Origin of the sequence: Micromonospora sp. WMMD729, from assembly GCF_049315225.1 — a bacterium.
In the GTDB taxonomy this organism is placed as follows: domain Bacteria; phylum Actinomycetota; class Actinomycetes; order Mycobacteriales; family Micromonosporaceae; genus Micromonospora.
Genome location: NZ_CP186059.1, coordinates 6,654,469 through 6,671,816 on the forward strand (window position 1 = coordinate 6,654,469; position 17,348 = coordinate 6,671,816).

Consider the following 17,348-nt stretch of genomic DNA (forward strand, 5'->3'; position numbering starts at 1 on the left):
CCCACCGGCCGACCAGGGCCGGTCGGCGCAACCAGGGTCAGACCACCCAGACCGCCCAGGCACCCGGTTCGACCCACCACGAGCGCTTGCGGGTCAGCTCACCCTCGACACCGTCGTCGAGGTAGGGCACCTTTCCCTCGCGGGGCAGCACCGACACCGCCCGTCCGCGAGCCCGCCGCACTTCGAGGCGTACCCGCTTGCGACCGAACGCCGACCGGACGACCACCGGGACCGCCACCGCGACCTCGACCTGGCCGTCCGCCGGGTCCGGCGCGGCCAGCAACGTCACGTCGTCGAGCGACGCGTACCCGCCGGCGTTCCCGACCGCGCAGGCCAGCAACGGTTCGTCACCGTTGGTGAGGACGGTGTCGTCGACCTCCACCCGGGCCCGCCAGTGCAGCGGACGCCCCGCGTCGTCGGCGGCCCCGAGCAGAGCGCCGTCCAGGGTCACCGAGCCGCCGTCGTTGCGCAGCAGGTCCAGCCGGCGGGGCGTGCCGTCCAGCACCGCGGCGGCCACCGTCGCCGGGTCGCGGGGCAACCCGAGCTGCGCGGCCAGGTCCCGCTGGGCGCCGCCGCGCGCCGGGTCGAGCGGCAGTACGGCCACCGGCGGCAGGTAGGGCAGGGTCCGGTTGTCGGGCAGGTCCGCCGGACGGCGACTCGGCGCTGGCGCGTACCGCCGGACCAGCCGGCGCAGCACGGCGCGCAACTGACCGTCGCTGGCGGTGGCGACGACCAGCCGGGTCTTGCCGTCCGTGTCCGGCCAGACCAGGCCGTCCGGACGGGCCGGGCCGTCGAGCTGGGCGAGTACGGCGTCGATCTCCGCGTCCGAGCGGGCGGTGACCGTCTGCACCCGCGCCCCCCGGGCGGTCAGCGCGTCGGCGCAGGCCAGCACGGGCACCCGAGGTTGGTCGGTGACGCAGTGATCACCCTCGGTGGTGGTCGAGCTGCCATCGTTCTCGGTCGCGCCGCCGCAGCAGGCTCCGCCGCTGCCACACGCGCCGGGAGCGTCCCGCTCCGACGCGAGGGTGAGCAGCACCACGTCGTACACCGAAGGAGCCTCCTGCCTCTCGACGCGACCCCTGCCGGTCGCGCCGTCACTACTTGTTAACCTGACACCCCGGGCTCGCCAACCGGTCGCCACCTGGCACCCGAGCCTTCTGGAGGCGGAAAAGATGCCAGCGATCGTGCTCATCGGCGCTCAGTGGGGCGACGAGGGCAAGGGCAAGGTTACCGACCTGCTGGGTGAGCGGGTCGACTACGTCGTGCGCTACTCCGGCGGCAACAACGCCGGGCACACGGTCATCACCCCGGACGGCCAGAAGTACGCGCTGCACCTGATGCCCTCCGGGGCGCTCTCGCCGAGCGCGATGATCGTCATCGGCAACGGCGTGGTCGTCGACCCGAAGGTGCTGCTCGCCGAGATCGACGGTCTCGCCGAGCGCGGGGTGGACGTGTCCCGGCTGCGGATCTCCGGCGACGCGCACCTCATCATGCCGCACCACCGGGCACTGGACCGGGTGGTCGAGCGGTACCTCGGCTCGTCCCGGATCGGCACCACCGGCCGGGGCATCGGCCCGGCGTACGGCGACAAGGTCGCCCGGATGGGCATTCGACTCCAGGACCTGCTCGACCCGGGCATCCTGCGCAAGAAGCTGGAACTCGCGCTGCGCGAGAAGAACCAGATGCTGTTCAAGGTCTACAACCGCAAGGCGATCGACCTCGAGGCCACCGTCGAGGAGTACCTGGAGTACGCGGAGCGGCTCAAGCCGTACATCGCCGAGACCCGGGCCATGCTCTGGGACGCGCTGGACCGGGGCGAGACGGTGCTGCTGGAAGGCGCCCAGGCCACCATGCTCGACATGGACCACGGCACGTACCCCTTCGTGACCTCGTCCAACCCGACCGCCGGTGGCGCCTGCGTGGGTGCCGGCATCCCGCCCACCGCGATCAACCAGGTGATCGCGGTGAGCAAGGCGTACACCACCCGGGTCGGCTCCGGGCCGTTCCCGACCGAACTGTTCGACGCCAACGGCGCGCACCTGCGCAAGATCGGCGCGGAGTACGGCACCACCACCGGCCGGGAGCGCCGGTGCGGCTGGTTCGACGCGGTGGTGGCCCGGTACGCCTGCCGCCTGAACGGCGTCACCGACCTGGTCATCACCAAGCTGGACGTCCTCACCGGCCTGCCGAAGGTGCCGATCTGCGTCGGCTACGAGATCAACGGCAAGCGGGTCGACGACATGCCGATGACCCAGACGGACTTCCACCACGCCACCCCGGTGTACGAGGAGCTGGACGGGTGGTGGGAGGACATCACCAAGGCCCGCACCCCGGAAGACCTCCCGGAGAACGCCCGCCGCTACATCGCCCGTATCGAGGAGCTCTGCAACACGAGGGTGAGCGTCATCGGCGTAGGCCCAGGCCGAGACGAAAACGTCCTCCAACACCCCCTCCTCCCCTAACCCCGGCCCCCATTAGTCCCGGTGATCAAGAGGTTCGCGTCAGGATCCGGCGTGAATTTGACGCCAACCTCTTGATCAACTGGAGATAGGTCATGTGGTTATCCACAGGAGGTTTGGGGTTATCCACAGGGGCTTCGGCGCGGGGTTGGCGGTGGGCAGGGTGTGGGGGTGGGACCACACCAGGTGCTTCGTGAGGTAGCGGCCAGGCAGGACGGCATCGTCACCCTGGCCCAGGCCCTGCGCGCCGGACTGACGAAGGACCAGGTCCGACAGTTGTGTCGGTCCGGCAGGTGGCAGGGGCTTCTCCGTGGGTGCTACGTACCAGAGGCGGAGTCATCCGATTCGACGCTGCGGCGCGCGCGCATCCGAGCAGCGCTCGCGAGCCTCGGGTCAGGCGCCTTCGCAGTCCTCGACACGGCGCTCGAACTGCACGGCATCGCCGGGCTGCGCCGGACCGCACAGGTACACGTATCGGTGCCGGTCGACAGTCCCCGCCCGCAGCGCGCGCTGGCACCCTGGCTGGCCGTACATCAGGTGACCACCGGTACCGGCGAGATCGCGACGGTCGCGGGTGTTCGCGCGACCACTCCCCTCCGCACGATTTCGGACGTCATTCTGCGTGCTGATCGGTATTCGGCGATCTCCGTCCTCGACTCGGCGCTGTACCAGGGCCTCGTCACGCCGGACGAACTCGCGGTGGTCCCTCGTCTGATCCGGGGACGACGGGGTGCGGTCGCGGCACGACCCTGGCTGGCGGAGGCGGATGGCCGCGCACAGTCGCCCCTGGAGACGCGTACCCGGCTGCGATGTGTCGACGGTGGGGTGCCGCCGGACGCCTTGCAGTTGGAGGTACGCGACGACGACGGCTATCTGCTCGGCATCGGCGACCTGGGGTGGCGAGTGTGGAGGGTGCTGGCGGAAGCCGATGGTCGCGGCGTCCATGACACCCCGGAGGCGGCCTTCGCTGACCGCCGCCGTCAGAATCGCCTGGTCAACGCCGGCTGGACGATCCTCCGTTTCACCTGGCAAGACACCCTCCACCCCGACTACATCCCGTGGACCGTCCGCCAGGCGATCACGAGAAACCAGGATCGACGCCGGTGATCAAGAGCTGCGCGTCAAATCCGCGCCCCTTCTTGACGCGAACCTCTTGATCACCGGGCCGGGCGGCGCGGCGGGTGGGGGCGTGCGCGGCGGGTGGGGGCGGCGCGGCGGGTGGGGTGGGGAGGGGTGGGCAGTAGGATGGCGCGTTGTGCGGGTTCTCTTGGTGGGTGGTGGGGGGCGCGAGCATGCGCTCGCCCTGGGGTTGGTACGTGATCCGGGTGTCTCCGCGTTGATTGCCGCTCCTGGTAATCCGGGGATCGCCGAGGTCGCCGAGTTGCGGGCCGTCACCGCGACCGATCCGGCCGCCGTCGCGGCGCTGGCGGTGGAGACCGCAGCCGACCTGGTGGTGATCGGGCCGGAGGCGCCGCTGGTCGCCGGTGTCGCCGACGCCGTACGCGCCAAGGGCATCGCCGTGTTCGGCCCGTCCGGCGCGGCCGCCCAGTTGGAGGGTTCCAAGGCGTTCGCCAAGGACGTGATGACCGCCGCCGGTGTGCCGACCGCCCGGGCGTACGTCTGCACGGACGAGGAGAGCACCGCGCGGGCGCTCGACGAGTTCGGCGCTCCGTACGTGGTGAAGGACGACGGGCTCGCCGCCGGCAAGGGTGTGGTGGTGACCGACGACCGGTCCGCCGCGCTGGCGCACGCCGCCGAGTGTGGCCGGGTCGTGGTCGAGGAGTTCCTCGCCGGTCCGGAGGTCAGCCTGTTCGTGGTGACCGACGGCGAGGCGGCCCTGCCGCTGCTGCCGGCACAGGACTTCAAGCGGCTCGGCGACGGTGACGCCGGCCCGAACACCGGTGGCATGGGCGCGTACGCGCCGCTGCCGTGGGCTCCGACCAGCCTGGTCGACGACGTGCTGCGGGACGTGGTCCACCCGACGCTGGCCGAGCTGCGCCGCCGGGGCACGCCGTTCGCGGGCCTGCTGTACGTCGGTCTCGCGATGACCGCCGCCGGCCCTCGGGTGATCGAGTTCAACGCCCGTTTCGGTGATCCGGAGACCCAGGTGGTGCTCGCGCTGCTGGAGACTCCGCTGGGCGGCCTGCTGCACGCGGCGGCCACCGGCACGCTGGCCGAGCACCCGCCGCTGCGCTGGCGCGACGGCGCTGCCGTCACCGTGGTGCTCGCCTCCGCGGGCTATCCGGCCGCGCCGCGTACCGGTGACGTGATCACCGGTGCGGACCGGCCGGGCATCATCCACGCGGGCACCGCCCGCCGGGTCGGCGACGGCGCGTTGCTGTCCGCCGGCGGCCGGGTCCTCTGCGGTACGGCCACCGGCCCCGACCTGGCGGCTGCGCGGGACGCCGCGTACGCGCTGGTGGACGGGGTGGAGTTGGCCGGCTCGCAGCACCGCACCGACATCGCTGCCGCCGCGATCGACGGCCGGATCACGATTCCCGGCTGACGCCGGGAGCGCTCCGGCGCCGGTTCACCCACGGGATGCCGTCCGGGTCGGCACCCGTCGGCCTGCCCAGCGCCGTCGGCGCGGGGGCGACGGGTTGACGCCGCCGGTCGGCGCGAGGGCGACGGGTTGACGCCGCCGGTCGGCGCGAGGGCGACGGGTTGACGCCGCCGGTCGGCGCGGGTCAGGCCGGGGTGGGTGAGTCCACGCCCCGCCGCCGGATCGGCGCGCGTCGCCACCAGGTCAGGCACCGCCAGGCCCACTCGACCGGGCCGTACCGGAACGCGCGGAGCCAGAGCGAGCTCCACACCGCCTGGACGATGATGATGCCGACCGTGAGGCCCACGATGCGGGGCAGGTCGCGGGTGCTGTCGATGCCCAGCGGTGGTCCGGCGAGCAGGAACAGCGCGGTGGCGCTCAGGTAGTTCGTCAGGGCCATCCGTCCCATCGGTGACAGGATCGCGGACAGCGCCGGTCCGGCCGGCGTGCGCAGGAGCAGCAACAGCCCGCAGCAGTACGCGAGGCCGGTGGCGATGCCGGCGAGCGGAGACAACAGGCTCACGCCGCCGCCCGGTCCACCGAAGACGTTGACGAACGGCAGGTCCACGGCGCGGACGGTCAGCACGATCCAGGTCACCGCGAGCGCGGCGCAGACGACGAACGCGACCGCCACCCGATTGGCGCGTCGTTCGAGGGCGGCCGGCACGCCCAGTTCGGCCAGCGCGTAACCGAGGGCGAGCAGGCCCGGGATGGGCCCGTAGCCGACGACGAGTTGCGCGCCGACGAGCAGCAGCACGACGGCGACGACGAGGGCGGTGCGTCCGCCGAGGTAACTGAGCGGCAGTAGCACCAGCAGACCGGCCACCGCGTACGCGGTCAGCGCCTCGCCGGGGTGGACGACGAAGTGCACGGCACCGATCAGCAGGAGGACGACGAGTCGGCGGGCCAGCACCACCCGGGGCCGACCGGTCCGGGTGGCGGCCCGTCGGAGGAAGATGCCGAAGCCGACACCGAACAGGATCGAGAAGATCGGATAGAACCGCTCGTAGAAGAGCAGTTGCACCGCCTCCGGCAGCTGCGACGAACTGCCGGCCGCCGCACCCCGGAAGACCACCTGCTGATAGATGTTGATGATCAGGATGCCGCAGAGCGCGAAACCGCGCAGCACGTCCAGCGCGCCGATCCGCGGTCCGACGGTGGACACGTCGGTCGGTGCCGGTGGCCGGTCAGTCGTCCGTACCGATTCGGTCATGGATCGATCCCACCGTGGGGCCGCCGAGCGTCGGCAGCGGAGAAAGTCGGGACCGCTACCTCCTTTCGTCGTACGCCGGTGGTGGGTTCGTCGGGTCCGGTCCCGCGTGGCGGGCCGTTCTTCGGGCGCCCGGTTACCCTGCTGCCATGGGCCGACGCCGGGTGCTCCGGGTCGCCGTGGACGTGCTGCTGGCGCTCCTGGCGACGGCGGCCGGCGGTGGTCTGGAACTGGCGGATCCGTCCGCCGACACCAAGCTGCTCACGGCTCCCACCTGGGCGTACGTGGTCGCGCAGGTGGTCGCCGCGGCGCTGCTGCTGAGCCGTCGGCAACGCCCGTACACCGCCGCGCTGGCCATCGCCGGGATCAGCCTCTTCGCGCCGGCCTGGGCCGCTGTCCTCGTCCCGTACGCCGTCACGGCGTACGGCCACGGTCGACGGTGGCGACAGTGGACGGTGATCGGGCTGCTGACGGTGGCGTTCCTGGTGGGGGCGAGCGCCTGGTCGATCGACGATCCGTTCACCGCGCCGGCGGTCATCCTCGTCGCGGCGCTGCTGGGCATGTACGTCCGGGCCCGGCGCAGTCTGCTGGCGGAGCTGACCGACCGGGCGGAGCGGGCTGAGCGGGAGCGGTCGCTGCTGGCCGACCAGGCCCGCGCCGACGAACGGGTGCGGCTCGCCGCCGAGATGCACGACGTGGTGACCCACCGGATCAATCTGATGGTGTTGCAGGCGGGCGCTCTGCGGGTCAGCACGGTCGATCCGGCGGTCCGGGCGGCGGCCGAGGAACTGCGGGCGACCGGTTGTCAGGCGTTGACTGAACTGCGCGATCTGGTCGGGGTGTTGCGGGGTGAGGGCGGGCCCCCGGTGGTCGACCCGCGTCCGGACGACACGCCCGAACTGGTCCGCTTGGTGGACGAGTCCCGTGCGGTCGGTCTGCCGGTGCGTCTGACCGAGGTGGGCGATCCGAAGGCGGTCGCGCCGACGGTACGGCGCACGTTGTTCCGGCTGGTCCAGGAGTCGCTGACCAACGTGCACAAGCACGCCCCGGGCGCCGCCGCCACCGTGTCGATCGAGTACGGCAGGCACACCGTGTCGGCGACGGTGGCGAACACCCCGGCGGCCCGTTCACCCGACACCGTCCTCGCGGCTGCGGGCGGTGGCACCGGCCTGGCCGGGTTGCGGCACCGGGTGGAGGTGCTCGGCGGGACGTTGACCGCCGAACCCACGGCGCGGGGTGGCTTCGCCGTCCACGCGGTGCTGCCGGTGCGGGTGTCGACGGCGGCACTGTCGTGATCAGGGTGCTCGTCGTCGACGACGAGCGGATGGTCTGCGCCCACCTGGGCACGATCCTCGGGTCCGCGCCGGACCTGGAGGTCGTCGGCGAGGCGTACGACGGTGCGGACGCCGTGGAGGCCGCGGTGCGGCTACGGCCCGATGTGGTGCTGATGGACCTGCGGATGCCGGGAGTCGACGGGATCAAGGCCACCGAACGGATGATGACGTTGCCCGCGCCGCCCCGGGTGTTGGCCCTCACCACGTTCGACCTGGACGACTACGTCACCGGCGCGCTGCGGGCCGGCGCGACCGGCTTCCTGCTCAAGTCGACGCCGCCCGAGGACCTGCTCGCCCTGGTCCGGGTGGCGGCCGCCGGGCACCGTGCTCTCCACGGCGGCGGCCGACCGGCTCGTCGCCCAGACCGGGCGTACCCAGCGAGCCCGTGACCTGGTCCGGTCGCTCACCGAGCGCGAGGTGGAGGTGCTGGAGAGCCTGGGGGCCGGGCGGTCGAACCAGCAGATCGCCCGTCGCCTGCACCTGTCCGAGGCCACCGTCAAGGGCTACGTGTCGCGCCTCCTGGTCAAGTTGGACTGCGCCAACCGCACCCAGGCGGCGTTACTGGCGCGGGAGGCGGGTCTGGTCCCAGACCCGTGAGGACGGGTCAGCCGTAGTAGCGGCGCAGTTCCCGGGCGAGCACCTTGCCGGTGGCGTTGCGGGGCAGGTACTTCACGTAGACCACGTCCCGGGGTACGGAGAAGCGGGCCAGGTAGTGCCGGACGTACTCGCGGACCGCCTCGGGGTCGAGCGTCTCGCCGGGGTGCAGGGCGAGGAACGCGGCGAGTCGCTGGCCGTACTCGGGGTCGGGTACGCCGATCACGGCGGCCTCGCGTACCTGCGGTAGCTGGGCGAGCAGGTCCTCCACCTCGGACGGGAACACGTTCTCGCCGCCGGAGACGATCATGTCATCGGCCCGGCCGTCCACGAAGAGCAGCCCGTCGGCGTTGAGCCGGCCGAGGTCGCCGGTGTCGAGCAACCCGTCGCGGGTCTCCCGGCTGGCACCCGAGGTGTATCCCTCGAAGAGCATCTCGTTCCCGACGAAGATCCGCCCGACCTGCCCCTGCGGCACCGGCTGGCCGGCGTTGTCGAGCAGTTCCAGTCGGGTGCCGTGCGGTGGTCGGCCAGCGGTGGTGGGCGCCTGGCGCAGATCCGCCGGGTTGGCGATGGACGCCCAGGAGACCTCGGTGGACCCGTACAGGTTGTAGAGGACGTCCCCGTACGCGTCCATGAACTTCGGGGCGAGCCCGCCGGGCAGGGCCGACCCGCTGACCGCGACGACCTTGAGCGACGGACGCGGGTCCGGCGGGGGCACCTCCAGCAGCCGCTGGAGCATCACGGGTACGGCGAAGAGGGCGTCACACCGGTGGGCGACCAGGGCGGCGAGCGTGGCGGCCGGGTCGAAGCGGCGGTGCAGCACGATGGTGGCCCGCAGCGCGAAGCACACCTGGAGCGCGGCGAATCCCCAGGTGTGGAAGATCGGGGCGGCGATCAGCACCCGGTTCTTCGCGTGCAGGGGGATGCGGTCGATGATGGACACGAGCGGCCCGAAGCCGCTGGGGGTGGGACGGCGGGCGCCCTTGGGGGCGCCGGTGGTGCCCGAGGTCAGCACGATGATCCGGCCGTCGCGCTCCGGCGGGTGCAGCTCGCCGGGCAGCGCCCCGGCCACCAACTCCTCGCGGGCGCGCTCGTCGAGACGGGGCAGTTCGGCGGGGAGGCCGAGCACCCGGTCGGCGAACTCGTCGTCGTGCACCAACAGCCGCAGTCGCTGCTCCTCGGCGACGGTCGCCAGTTGGGCGGCGGAGAGACCCGTGTTGACCAGGACCGCGTCGACGCCGAGCAGGGTCGCCGCGACGATCGTCTCGATCAGTCCGTGGTGGTTGCGGCAGAGCACGCCGATCCGATCGCCGGGCTGAACGCCGAGCCCGGACCGCATCGACCGGGCCATCCGTTCGGCCCGGTCGAGAAGCACCTGGTAGGTCAGCTCAACGCCGTCCTCGTCGATGACCGCAGGGCGGCCGGGGTCGCGGGCGGCGGCCTGGCGTAGCTCGCCGGCGAGGCTCCATCCCCAGGTACGCAGCGCGTTGAGCTGCGAGGCGACCCGGATCGGGCGGCCCGGGGTGAGCAGACCGCGACGGGTCAGCGTGGTGACGACGAACGGCAGGTCCATGCCGCAGACCTCCTTGGGGGGTGGTACGCGGACAGCCCCATCTCCTCGGGGCGTCTTCCTTGATCATGCACCCGGTGCGGCGGCGGGCCCAGTCGGCGTCGGCGTGAGGTGACGAAGACGGCACGGATCGTGGAATCCGCGGCCCCGGGGGCACCGCGAGGCCCCATGGTGGTGTAACCACGAGTCGACTTTCACCTGGCCGCGAATGAACAATGTAGAACCCAGATACCTCTATGCCGAGCCGAGTCGTCCAGTGAATATAAACAGTTCTTACAGACCGGCCGCGTATGTTCGTGGACGAAGACGTGCGATGGAGCAAAATGTGCGGCGTTGAGCGCTGTCGTGTTCGTTTCCATCGCCCAACTAACGCTTTCGAGAATTTGGAGGTTCGATGAACCTGTTGAAAAAGCGTACTCTTGCCGCGGGGGCAGGAATCGTCGTAGCCGTGACCGGCTCTCTCTTCGCGATTTCTTCGCCCGCCTCGGCGGACTACGCGTGCCCGTCGAGGCAGGTGTGCTTCTTCCAGGATAAGGACGGCCATGGAAGCCCGGCCACGCTGGCGGGTTTGGTCCAGGGTGGCGGCGGCGTCGCCAACTTCTCTGATCACAAGTTCCACAACGGTGTGAACCTCAATGACCAGGCCTCCTCCGTCTTCAACAACACCAACCAGTACCTCGGGGTCTACGAACACACCACCTACGGCGGGCGGTGGCAGCGGGTCAAGCCCTACGGGTGGGCCAATTTCGGCGGTGACCTCAAGAATGACACCGCCTCGTCCGCCCGGTTCGTCAGCGAGGGTTGCACGCCGGGGCCGGAGTGGTGCCTTTAGGCCCACCGCGTCGGGCCTGGATGGCGGGCGCGCCTAATGGTCGCGGTCAAGTGACAGAGCGAGGGCCGAAATACGCGGCCCTCGCTCTGCAGTCCTGCGGAACAGCGATGCGTCGATCAGCGGATCTGCATGCCGGAGATCGCTCGGGAGATCACCAAGCGCTGGATCTCGGACGTACCCTCGAAAATGGTGTAAATCTTGGCGTCGCGGTACCAGCGCTCGACCGGGTGGTCGCGCAGGAAGCCGGCGCCACCGAGCAGCTGCACCGCCTTCTCGGTGACGGAGACCGCGACCTCGCCGGCCTTGAGCTTGGACATCGAGCCCTCGCCCGCGGTGAACGGTCGGTTGTTGCGGCCCATCCAGGAGGCCCGCCAGACCAGCAGTCGCGCCGCGTCGATCTCCATCCGCATGTCGGCCAGCGTGAACGCGACCGCCTGGTTCTCGATGATCGGCCGTCCGAACTGGACCCGGTCCTTGGCGTAGTCGAGGGCGTACTCGTAGGCGGCCCGGGCCACGCCGAGCGCCTGCGCGCCCACGGTGGGTCGGGACAGTTCGAAGGTGCGCATGGCCGCCTGGCCGGAGGCCCGTTGCCCGGACCGGGCCCGGGCCAGCCGCTCGTCCAGGGCGTCCTTGCCGCCGAGCAGGCAGCGGCCGGGCACGCTTACCTCGTCGAGGAAGACGTCGGCGGTGTGCGACGCGCGCAGGCCGAGTTTGCGCAGCTTGCGGGTCGCGGCGAGGCCGGGGGTGCCCGGCGGTACGACGAACGCCGCCTGGCCGCGCGAGCCGAGCGTGGGGTCCACCGAGGCGGTGACCACGTGCACCCCGGCGATGCCGCCGTTGGTGGCGTACGCCTTCTGGCCGGTGAGCACCCACTCGTCGCTGGCCTCGTGGTAGACGGCCCGGGTGCGCATGGCGCCGACGTCGGAGCCGGCCTCGGGTTCGCTGGTGCAGAACGCGGCGACGGCGGGCGAGTCGACGTCGCCGAAGCACTGCGGCACCCACTCGACCATCTGGTCGGGAGTGCCGGCGCCGTAGATGGCGGCGACCGCGAGCGAGGTGCCGAAGATGCTCAGGCCGATGCCGGCGTCACCCCAGAAGAGTTCTTCGCTGGCGATGGGCAGGGACAGCCCGGTCGGGTCGGCCCAGCAGGTGGCGAGGAACTCGAAGCCGTAGAGGCCCACCTTGGCGGCCTCCTGGATCACCGGCCAGGGGGTGTCCTCGCGTTCGTCCCACTCGGCGGCGGCCGGGCGCACGACCTCGGCGGCGAAGCCGTGCACCCAGTCGCGTAGATCCCGCTGTTCCTCGTTCAGGTCGAGCGAGAACTCGGCCATGTCAGGCCTTGGGGATGTCGAACAGGTTGGCGATGTTGGCGGCGAGGCCCAGGTCGCCCTTCGCCTTGAGCTTGCCGGTCATGAACATCATGACCGGGTTGGCGCCGCCCGAGACGATCTTCAGGAACTCCACCGGGCCCATGGTGAGGCTCAGCTTCGGGTCGTGCTGCGGGGCCTCGTTCACCTCGCACTTGCCGTCGGCGATGACCACCTCGTAGGTGTCGCTGCCGCCGTCCGGGCGACCGGTGATGATCCAGTGGATGACCGCGTTGGTCGAGCCGGCCCGGTCCGCGCGGAACAGCGACGGCATCCGGCCGAACACCTCACCGAGGATCTTGCCGCGCAGGTCACCGGACATCACCTGGGCGATCTTGTCGTCCGGGGTGGACTTGACCAGCTGGGCGAACTCCTTGGGCCCGACGTTGGCGAAGTTGGCCGGGTCGAAGTCAGTCATGAGACGCGCCTTCCGGAAGATTTGGCTACTCGTGCGTAACCCTACGCACGAGTAGGTATGCTCGCAAGGTGTCCACGCCTCCCGCGTTCAAGCGCCTACCGCGCGCCGTACGCGAGCAGCAGATGCTCGACGCGGCCGTGAAGGTCTTCTCCCGACGCGGCTTCCACGCCGCCAGCATGGACGAGATCGCGGAGGACGCCGGCATCTCCAAACCCATGGTGTACGCGTACCTCGGCACCAAGGAGGAGCTCTTCGTCGCCTGCCTGCACCGGGAAGCAACCCGGATGATGCAGGCCATCGCCGGCGCCGCCGCCCCGGACCTACCGGCCGACGAGCGGCTGTGGCGAGGGCTGAAGGCCTTCTTCGGCTTCGTGGGCGCACACCGCGACGGCTGGGCGGTGCTCTACCGACAGGCCCGTGGCGAGCAGCCGTTCGCCGGCGAGTTGGCCACCATGCGCGCCCGGCTGGTCGAGGTGGTCGCCGGGATGCTCGACCACGCGCTGCGCGAGGAGGGCCGCGAGATCGCGCCCACCGACCTGGAGGTCGTCGCGTACGCGCTGGTCGGCGCGACCGAATCGCTGGCCGACTGGCTCGCGGACCACCCGGAGGCCGACCCGGAGAAGACGGCCACCCGGATGATGAACGTGGCCTGGCTCGGCGCGGCCCAGCTCCTGCACGGCGTCGTCTGGCGTCCGCCGGCCGACTGACTGCCCCGGGGTCACCGCACCGGGATCTCGGCCGTCGACCGCGCGGATCGGCGACGGTTGCCGAGCCAGCGGGCCAGCTCGACGACCACCGTCACCGTCAGGGCGAGGCCCAGACCGAGCAGGAGACCGCGCAGAGGATCCTGCTCGAACGCCAACCCGCCGACGTAGCCGACAAGCGCCGAGTAGAGCCCCCACGAGCCGGCGGCGAGCGCGTCGAAGGCCAGGAACCGCCGCCGAGGGAATCGCACCGCACCCATGGTGAGGGTGACCGCGGTCCGGCCGCCGGGCACGTAGCGGGCCACGGTGAGGATCAGGCCACCGCGCGTGGCGATTCCTCGACGTGCCCGCTCGATGGCGGTCCGGCGTCGGCCGTGCGGTAGCCGGCCGATCAGTCGTGCTCCGCCGCCCCGCCCGATGGCGTACGAGACGTGGTCGCCGACGAGTGCCCCGGCGGCGGCCACCAGGATCACGGCCGGCAGGTACGGCGTTCCCGAGACGGCGAACACACCGGCCGTTATCACTGCCGTCTCGCTCGGCACCACCGGAAAGAAGCCGTCGAGCACCGCGATCGCGAAGAGCGCCAGGTACACCCAGGGCGAGGACATCGTGTCGTGCAGCAGGCCGAGCAGATCCATGGTCCCGATGCTGGTGCGCGCGGCGGCGCTCGCCATCGGCCACTGGTCAGGCGGGCCGCACTACTTAGGTAGCTACCGGCCCGGACGACGGCTCAGGGTGTTCCCCCACCGCACCCCGGTCCTGAGGCGCGAGGCGGGTCGGCCCGTCCACCAAGCCCTACGCTCGCTACGTGGCATCCACCACCGTCACCGCCCGGCGAGCCCTCCAGCGGTACGCCTCGCTGCTGCTCGCGGTCACGGTCGCGGGAGCGGTGTACGCCAGCGCGTCCGGCGACATCGGGGTCCGCTCGCCGCTGCCGGGCGTCGTCACGGTGGTCCTCGCTGTCGCCTCCGGCTGGGCCACCGGTGCCGTCCGGACCCGTCGCTGGCCGTTGTTCCTGGTCGCCGCGGTTGGTTGGCTGGTGCTCGCCGCCGCAGCGGCCGGAGTGGTCGCCTCGTACCAGGCAGGGGCGCGGCTGCGCGGCCGTCCACTCGCCGGCTACCTCGCCGGTGCCGCCGCGGTGCTCGCCGGTGGGGTGCTGGTCGGGCAGCAGGTGGGCGGCGTACGCCAGATCACCACCGCCACCACCGGCAACGTGCTTCTGCTCGCCGTCTGCCTCGTCGGGTTTCCGTTGCTCTTCGGTCTCTGGATCCGTGCGCGTCGGGACACTCTCGCTGCCCTGCGAGACCGGACCGAACGGTTGGAACGCGAGCGCGAGGCGCACGCCGACCGGGTCCGGGCCGAGGAGCGGACCCGGATCGCCCGGGAGATGCACGACGTGGTGGCGCATCGGGTCTCGCTGATGGTGGTGCACGCAGGCGCGCTCGAGGTGACCACCACCGACCCGGCAACCACCGAGGCTGCCGCACTGATCCGCACGACCGGGCGGCAGGCGCTCACCGATCTGCGTGAGGTGCTGGGTGTGCTCCGACAGGGCGAAGCGGCCGTGGTGCCGGAGCGCGGGCTCGACGCGCTGGACGAGCTGATCGGGGAGTCCCGTACCGCCGGTCTGCGGGTGTCCCGGCAGGACGTGGGTGTGCCGACCGCACTGCCGGCGACGTTGGGGCGTACCGCGTACCGGGTCGTGCGGGAGGCGTTGACGAACGTGCGCAAGCACGCGGCCGACGCCGAGACGATCGTCCGCCTGCGCTACCTTCCCGACGGGCTGGAGGTCGTGGTGCGCAATGGTCCATCCGTGGCCGGACCGGAGTTGCCCGGCTCCGGGCAGGGTCTGCTCGGGCTACGCGAGCGGGTGGAACTGCTCGGGGGTCGGCTGGAGGCGACCCCCATCGACGGCGGTTTCCTGGTCCGGGCCCTGATCCCGCTGGCGGGTGCGGCGTGATCCGGGTGCTCGTGGTCGACGACGAACAGCTCGTCCGGGCCGGACTGCGGCTGATCCTGGAGGCGTCCGAGGACATCACCGTCGTCGGTGAGGCGGCGGACGGCGCCGCCGCGCGGCAACAGGCCGAGCGGCTGCGCCCCGACGTGGTGCTGCTCGATGTACGAATGCCGGGTGTCGACGGGCTGACCGTCGCGCCGGACCTGGTCGCGGCCGGCCCGAAGGTCATCATGCTGACGACCTTCGACCTCGACGAGTACGTGCACCAGGCGCTACGCGCCGGCGCGGTCGGCTTCCTGCTCAAGGACACCCCGCCCCGGGAGTTGGCCGCCGCCGTCCGCACGGTGGCCGCCGGGAACGCGATGCTGGCCCCCACGGTGACCCGGCGACTGATCAGCTCGTTCGCCGAGCGGGGTCCGGCCCGCCGGGAGGCGGCCCGCGACCGGTTGGCGGCGCTCACCGGGCGGGAGTTGGACGTCGTCCGTGAGGTGGCACTCGGCGACGGCAACGCGGAGATCGCGCGGCGGCTGACGATGAGCGAGGCCACCGTGAAGGCGCACGTCAGCCGGGCGCTGGCGAAACTGCACGTGGGCAACCGGGTGCAGTTGGCGATCCTGGTGCACGACGCCGATTTGTTGTGACGGGCGCAGCCGTCAACGTCGGGAGGCGGCCCGGCGGTGCGCCCGCCGGCGGAGCCACCGGATCCCCTCCAGGCCGAAGGTGATGACCAGGGAGACACCCACACCGACGAGTACGCCCTTCACCGGGTCCCGTTCGAAGGCCAGGCCACCGAAGTAGCCGAGCAGCCCGCAGTACACCGCCCAGGTGAACGCCCCGATGCTGTCGTACAGCAGGAACGCGCGGCGGGGATAGCCGACCGCCCCCATGGTGAGGGTGACGGCGGTCCGGCCACCCGGCACGTACCGGCTGGTGGTCAGGATCATCCCGCCCCGGCGGTCCACCGCCCGGCGGGCCCACTCGGAGCTGGCCCGCCGCCGGCTGCCGTCGGGGAGCCGGGCCAGCCGGCTCGCGCCGCCGCCGCGCCCGATGGCGTACGAGACGTGGTCGCCGACCAGCGCCCCGACGGCGGCGCTGACGATCACCAGCGTCAGGCTGGGGTGCCCTCCGCTCGCCGAGAGCACCCCAGCGGTGATCACCGCCGCCTCGCCGGGCACCGCAGGAAAGAACGCGTCGACCGCGGTGAGGCCGAAGATCACCAGGTACACCCATGGCGAGGTGACCGTCCCACGGAGGAGGTCGAGCAGGGCGTCCATGCCCCCATGTTTGATGGCTCGGCGGCGGTCGGTGGCGCTTCGCCGACATTGCGCCGAATGGTCAGCCGAGCACCGCCTCAGCTCGTTGCGTCAAACGACACTGCCGGGGCCGCTGGAAATCGACGCTCGTGGGCCGTGGTTCTCGCTGCTGGGCGGTGGGTAGTGGGCGCCGTTGAAGGTGACTCGCAGCGAGTACACCGAGGTTCCGGCGGTGATGAACAGGTGGTTGCGTTTCGGCCCCCCGAAGGTGAGGTTGGCTACCGGTTCGGGTAGCAGCAGCTTGCCGATGAGGGTCCCGTCGGGATCGAAGCAGTGCACACCGTCCCAGGCCGCCGCCCACACCCGCCCACCGTCGTCGAGACGAATGCCGTCGAAACGGCCGAAGTCACATTCGGCGAAGATCTTCCCCCCGCTGAGGGTGCCATCGGCGGTGACGTCGAAGACGCGGATGTGACTGGGGTCCTGTCGCGTGTCCACGATGTAGAGCTGCTGTTCGTCGGCCGAGAACGCCAGGCCGTTGGGGCGGCTGAAGTCATTCGCGACGACGCGCATGTCGCTCGTCGCGGGGTCCAGGCGGAACACGTAACAGGCGCCGTCGAACTCGCTGTCGCCTCTGTTGCCCTCGTAGTCGTTGTGGATGCCGTAACTCGGGTCGGTGAACCAGATCGTGCCGTCGGCGCGGACGGCCACGTCGTTGGGGCTGTTGAGCCGCTTGCCCTGGAAGCCGTCGGCCAGCACGGTGATCGTGCCGTCGTGCTCGGTGCGGGTGACCCGCCGATTGCCCTGCTCGCACGTGACAAGCCGACCCTGGCGGTCCACGGTGTTGCCGTTGGCGTAGCCCGAGCCGTGGCGGTAGACGCCGACACCGCCGGTGGTCTCATCCCAGCGCAGCATCCGGTCGTTGGGGATGTCGCTCCACACCAGGTAGCGGCCTGCCGGAAAATACGCCGGCCCCTCAGTCTTGCGTGCGCCGCTGTGTAGGAGTTCGACTACGAAGTCGCCGTCGCAGCCACGGAAGCGTTCATCCAGGAGGCGGAAATCAGTGGGAACAGTGTCGGCCATCGCCGTTCCTCCCCTTGCGCCGGAG

At 71.3% G+C, this 17,348-nt stretch carries 16 protein-coding genes and 1 pseudogene; 9 read left to right on the plus strand and 8 right to left on the minus strand.

The window, feature by feature from the left end; genetic code table 11:
* Window positions 1-37: 37 nt before the first annotated feature.
* Window positions 38-1,048, minus strand: a complete 1,011-nt coding sequence (locus ACN263_RS30745) for a hypothetical protein (RefSeq protein ID WP_422737681.1) — start codon at window positions 1,046-1,048, stop codon at window positions 38-40.
* A 124-nt stretch (window positions 1,049-1,172) separates the two neighbouring features.
* Between ACN263_RS30745 and ACN263_RS30750 the strand changes: the two genes are divergently transcribed.
* The 3 genes from ACN263_RS30750 to purD all read left to right on the plus strand — a co-directional run bounded on the left by ACN263_RS30750 (window position 1,173) and on the right by purD (window position 4,965).
* The gene (locus ACN263_RS30750) at window positions 1,173-2,462 is read left to right on the plus strand and encodes an adenylosuccinate synthase (protein WP_422737682.1); all 1,290 of its coding nucleotides are present in this window, start codon (window positions 1,173-1,175) and stop codon (window positions 2,460-2,462) included.
* A 168-nt stretch (window positions 2,463-2,630) separates the two neighbouring features.
* On the plus strand, window positions 2,631-3,566 hold the full coding sequence (locus tag ACN263_RS30755) for a type IV toxin-antitoxin system AbiEi family antitoxin domain-containing protein (protein ID WP_422737683.1): 936 nt from the start codon (window positions 2,631-2,633) through the stop codon (window positions 3,564-3,566).
* 148 nt (window positions 3,567-3,714) lie between these two features.
* On the plus strand, window positions 3,715-4,965 hold the full coding sequence (purD, locus tag ACN263_RS30760) for a phosphoribosylamine--glycine ligase (protein WP_422737684.1): 1,251 nt from the start codon (window positions 3,715-3,717) through the stop codon (window positions 4,963-4,965).
* A gap of 181 nt (window positions 4,966-5,146) precedes the next feature.
* On the opposite strand, the gene ACN263_RS30765 is transcribed toward purD, so the two are convergent.
* Window positions 5,147-6,214, minus strand: coding sequence for a DUF418 domain-containing protein (locus tag ACN263_RS30765; protein ID WP_422737685.1), 1,068 nt, complete (start codon window positions 6,212-6,214; stop codon window positions 5,147-5,149).
* Between the two features lie 146 nt (window positions 6,215-6,360).
* On the opposite strand from ACN263_RS30765, the gene ACN263_RS30770 reads away from it, so the two are divergent.
* A complete protein-coding gene (locus ACN263_RS30770; protein ID WP_422737686.1) occupies window positions 6,361-7,506 on the plus strand; it encodes a sensor histidine kinase in 1,146 nt (381 codons plus the stop codon).
* A 29-nt stretch (window positions 7,507-7,535) separates the two neighbouring features.
* A pseudogene (locus ACN263_RS30775) lies at window positions 7,536-8,142 on the plus strand (response regulator).
* A gap of 7 nt (window positions 8,143-8,149) precedes the next feature.
* Here ACN263_RS30775 and ACN263_RS30780 read toward each other — a convergent pair.
* The gene (locus ACN263_RS30780; RefSeq protein ID WP_422737688.1) at window positions 8,150-9,712 is read right to left on the minus strand and encodes an AMP-binding protein; all 1,563 of its coding nucleotides are present in this window, start codon (window positions 9,710-9,712) and stop codon (window positions 8,150-8,152) included.
* A gap of 391 nt (window positions 9,713-10,103) precedes the next feature.
* On the opposite strand from ACN263_RS30780, the gene ACN263_RS30785 reads away from it, so the two are divergent.
* On the plus strand, window positions 10,104-10,541 hold the full coding sequence (locus ACN263_RS30785; protein ID WP_422737689.1) for a peptidase inhibitor family I36 protein: 438 nt from the start codon (window positions 10,104-10,106) through the stop codon (window positions 10,539-10,541).
* 116 nt (window positions 10,542-10,657) lie between these two features.
* Here ACN263_RS30785 and ACN263_RS30790 read toward each other — a convergent pair whose 3' ends face one another.
* Together ACN263_RS30790 and ACN263_RS30795 are read right to left on the minus strand one after the other, a co-directional pair.
* On the minus strand, window positions 10,658-11,872 hold the full coding sequence (locus ACN263_RS30790) for an acyl-CoA dehydrogenase family protein (RefSeq protein WP_422737690.1): 1,215 nt from the start codon (window positions 11,870-11,872) through the stop codon (window positions 10,658-10,660).
* Window position 11,873: 1 nt separating this feature from the next.
* Window positions 11,874-12,326 carry an SCP2 sterol-binding domain-containing protein gene (locus ACN263_RS30795; protein ID WP_422737691.1) on the minus strand — a complete coding sequence of 151 codons (453 nt, stop codon included), beginning with the start codon at window positions 12,324-12,326 and terminating at the stop codon, window positions 11,874-11,876.
* A 68-nt stretch (window positions 12,327-12,394) separates the two neighbouring features.
* Between ACN263_RS30795 and ACN263_RS30800 the strand changes: the two genes are divergently transcribed.
* Entirely contained in the window at window positions 12,395-13,033 is a 639-nt protein-coding gene (locus ACN263_RS30800) for a TetR/AcrR family transcriptional regulator (RefSeq protein WP_422737692.1), read from the plus strand.
* 11 nt (window positions 13,034-13,044) lie between these two features.
* Here the strand turns inward: ACN263_RS30800 and ACN263_RS30805 are convergent, their stop codons facing one another.
* On the minus strand, window positions 13,045-13,668 hold the full coding sequence (locus tag ACN263_RS30805) for a DedA family protein (protein WP_422737693.1): 624 nt from the start codon (window positions 13,666-13,668) through the stop codon (window positions 13,045-13,047).
* A 170-nt stretch (window positions 13,669-13,838) separates the two neighbouring features.
* Here ACN263_RS30805 and ACN263_RS30810 point away from each other — a divergent pair, with 170 nt between their 5' ends.
* Window positions 13,839-14,990, plus strand: coding sequence for a sensor histidine kinase (locus ACN263_RS30810; RefSeq protein WP_422737694.1), 1,152 nt, complete (start codon window positions 13,839-13,841; stop codon window positions 14,988-14,990).
* The gene (locus tag ACN263_RS30815; RefSeq protein ID WP_422737695.1) at window positions 14,987-15,628 is read left to right on the plus strand and encodes a response regulator; all 642 of its coding nucleotides are present in this window, start codon (window positions 14,987-14,989) and stop codon (window positions 15,626-15,628) included. The genes ACN263_RS30810 and ACN263_RS30815 overlap by 4 nt, the downstream gene beginning before the upstream one ends.
* Window positions 15,629-15,640: 12 nt before the next feature.
* Here the strand turns inward: ACN263_RS30815 and ACN263_RS30820 are convergent, their stop codons facing one another.
* Window positions 15,641-16,261, minus strand: coding sequence for a DedA family protein (locus ACN263_RS30820; RefSeq protein ID WP_422737696.1), 621 nt, complete (start codon window positions 16,259-16,261; stop codon window positions 15,641-15,643).
* Between the two features lie 90 nt (window positions 16,262-16,351).
* Window positions 16,352-17,323, minus strand: a complete 972-nt coding sequence (locus tag ACN263_RS30825; protein WP_422737697.1) for an SMP-30/gluconolactonase/LRE family protein — start codon at window positions 17,321-17,323, stop codon at window positions 16,352-16,354.
* Window positions 17,324-17,348 lie beyond the last annotated feature (25 nt).

What these genes read in the sequence shown, in the direction of transcription:
- ACN263_RS30795 (WP_422737691.1), bottom strand. Translation starts at nt 12,326, where the DNA reads ATGACTGACTTCGACCCGGCCAACTTCGCCAACGTCGGGCCCAAGGAG.
- ACN263_RS30825 (WP_422737697.1), bottom strand. Translation starts at nt 17,323, where the DNA reads ATGGCCGACACTGTTCCCACTGATTTCCGCCTCCTGGATGAACGCTTC.
- ACN263_RS30750 (WP_422737682.1), top strand. Translation starts at nt 1,173, where the DNA reads ATGCCAGCGATCGTGCTCATCGGCGCTCAGTGGGGCGACGAGGGCAAG.
- ACN263_RS30820 (WP_422737696.1), bottom strand. Translation starts at nt 16,261, where the DNA reads ATGGACGCCCTGCTCGACCTCCTCCGTGGGACGGTCACCTCGCCATGG.
- ACN263_RS30780 (WP_422737688.1), bottom strand. Translation starts at nt 9,712, where the DNA reads ATGGACCTGCCGTTCGTCGTCACCACGCTGACCCGTCGCGGTCTGCTC.
- ACN263_RS30790 (WP_422737690.1), bottom strand. Translation starts at nt 11,872, where the DNA reads ATGGCCGAGTTCTCGCTCGACCTGAACGAGGAACAGCGGGATCTACGC.
- ACN263_RS30765 (WP_422737685.1), bottom strand. Translation starts at nt 6,214, where the DNA reads ATGACCGAATCGGTACGGACGACTGACCGGCCACCGGCACCGACCGAC.
- ACN263_RS30785 (WP_422737689.1), top strand. Translation starts at nt 10,104, where the DNA reads ATGAACCTGTTGAAAAAGCGTACTCTTGCCGCGGGGGCAGGAATCGTC.
- ACN263_RS30805 (WP_422737693.1), bottom strand. Translation starts at nt 13,668, where the DNA reads ATGGATCTGCTCGGCCTGCTGCACGACACGATGTCCTCGCCCTGGGTG.
- ACN263_RS30770 (WP_422737686.1), top strand. Translation starts at nt 6,361, where the DNA reads ATGGGCCGACGCCGGGTGCTCCGGGTCGCCGTGGACGTGCTGCTGGCG.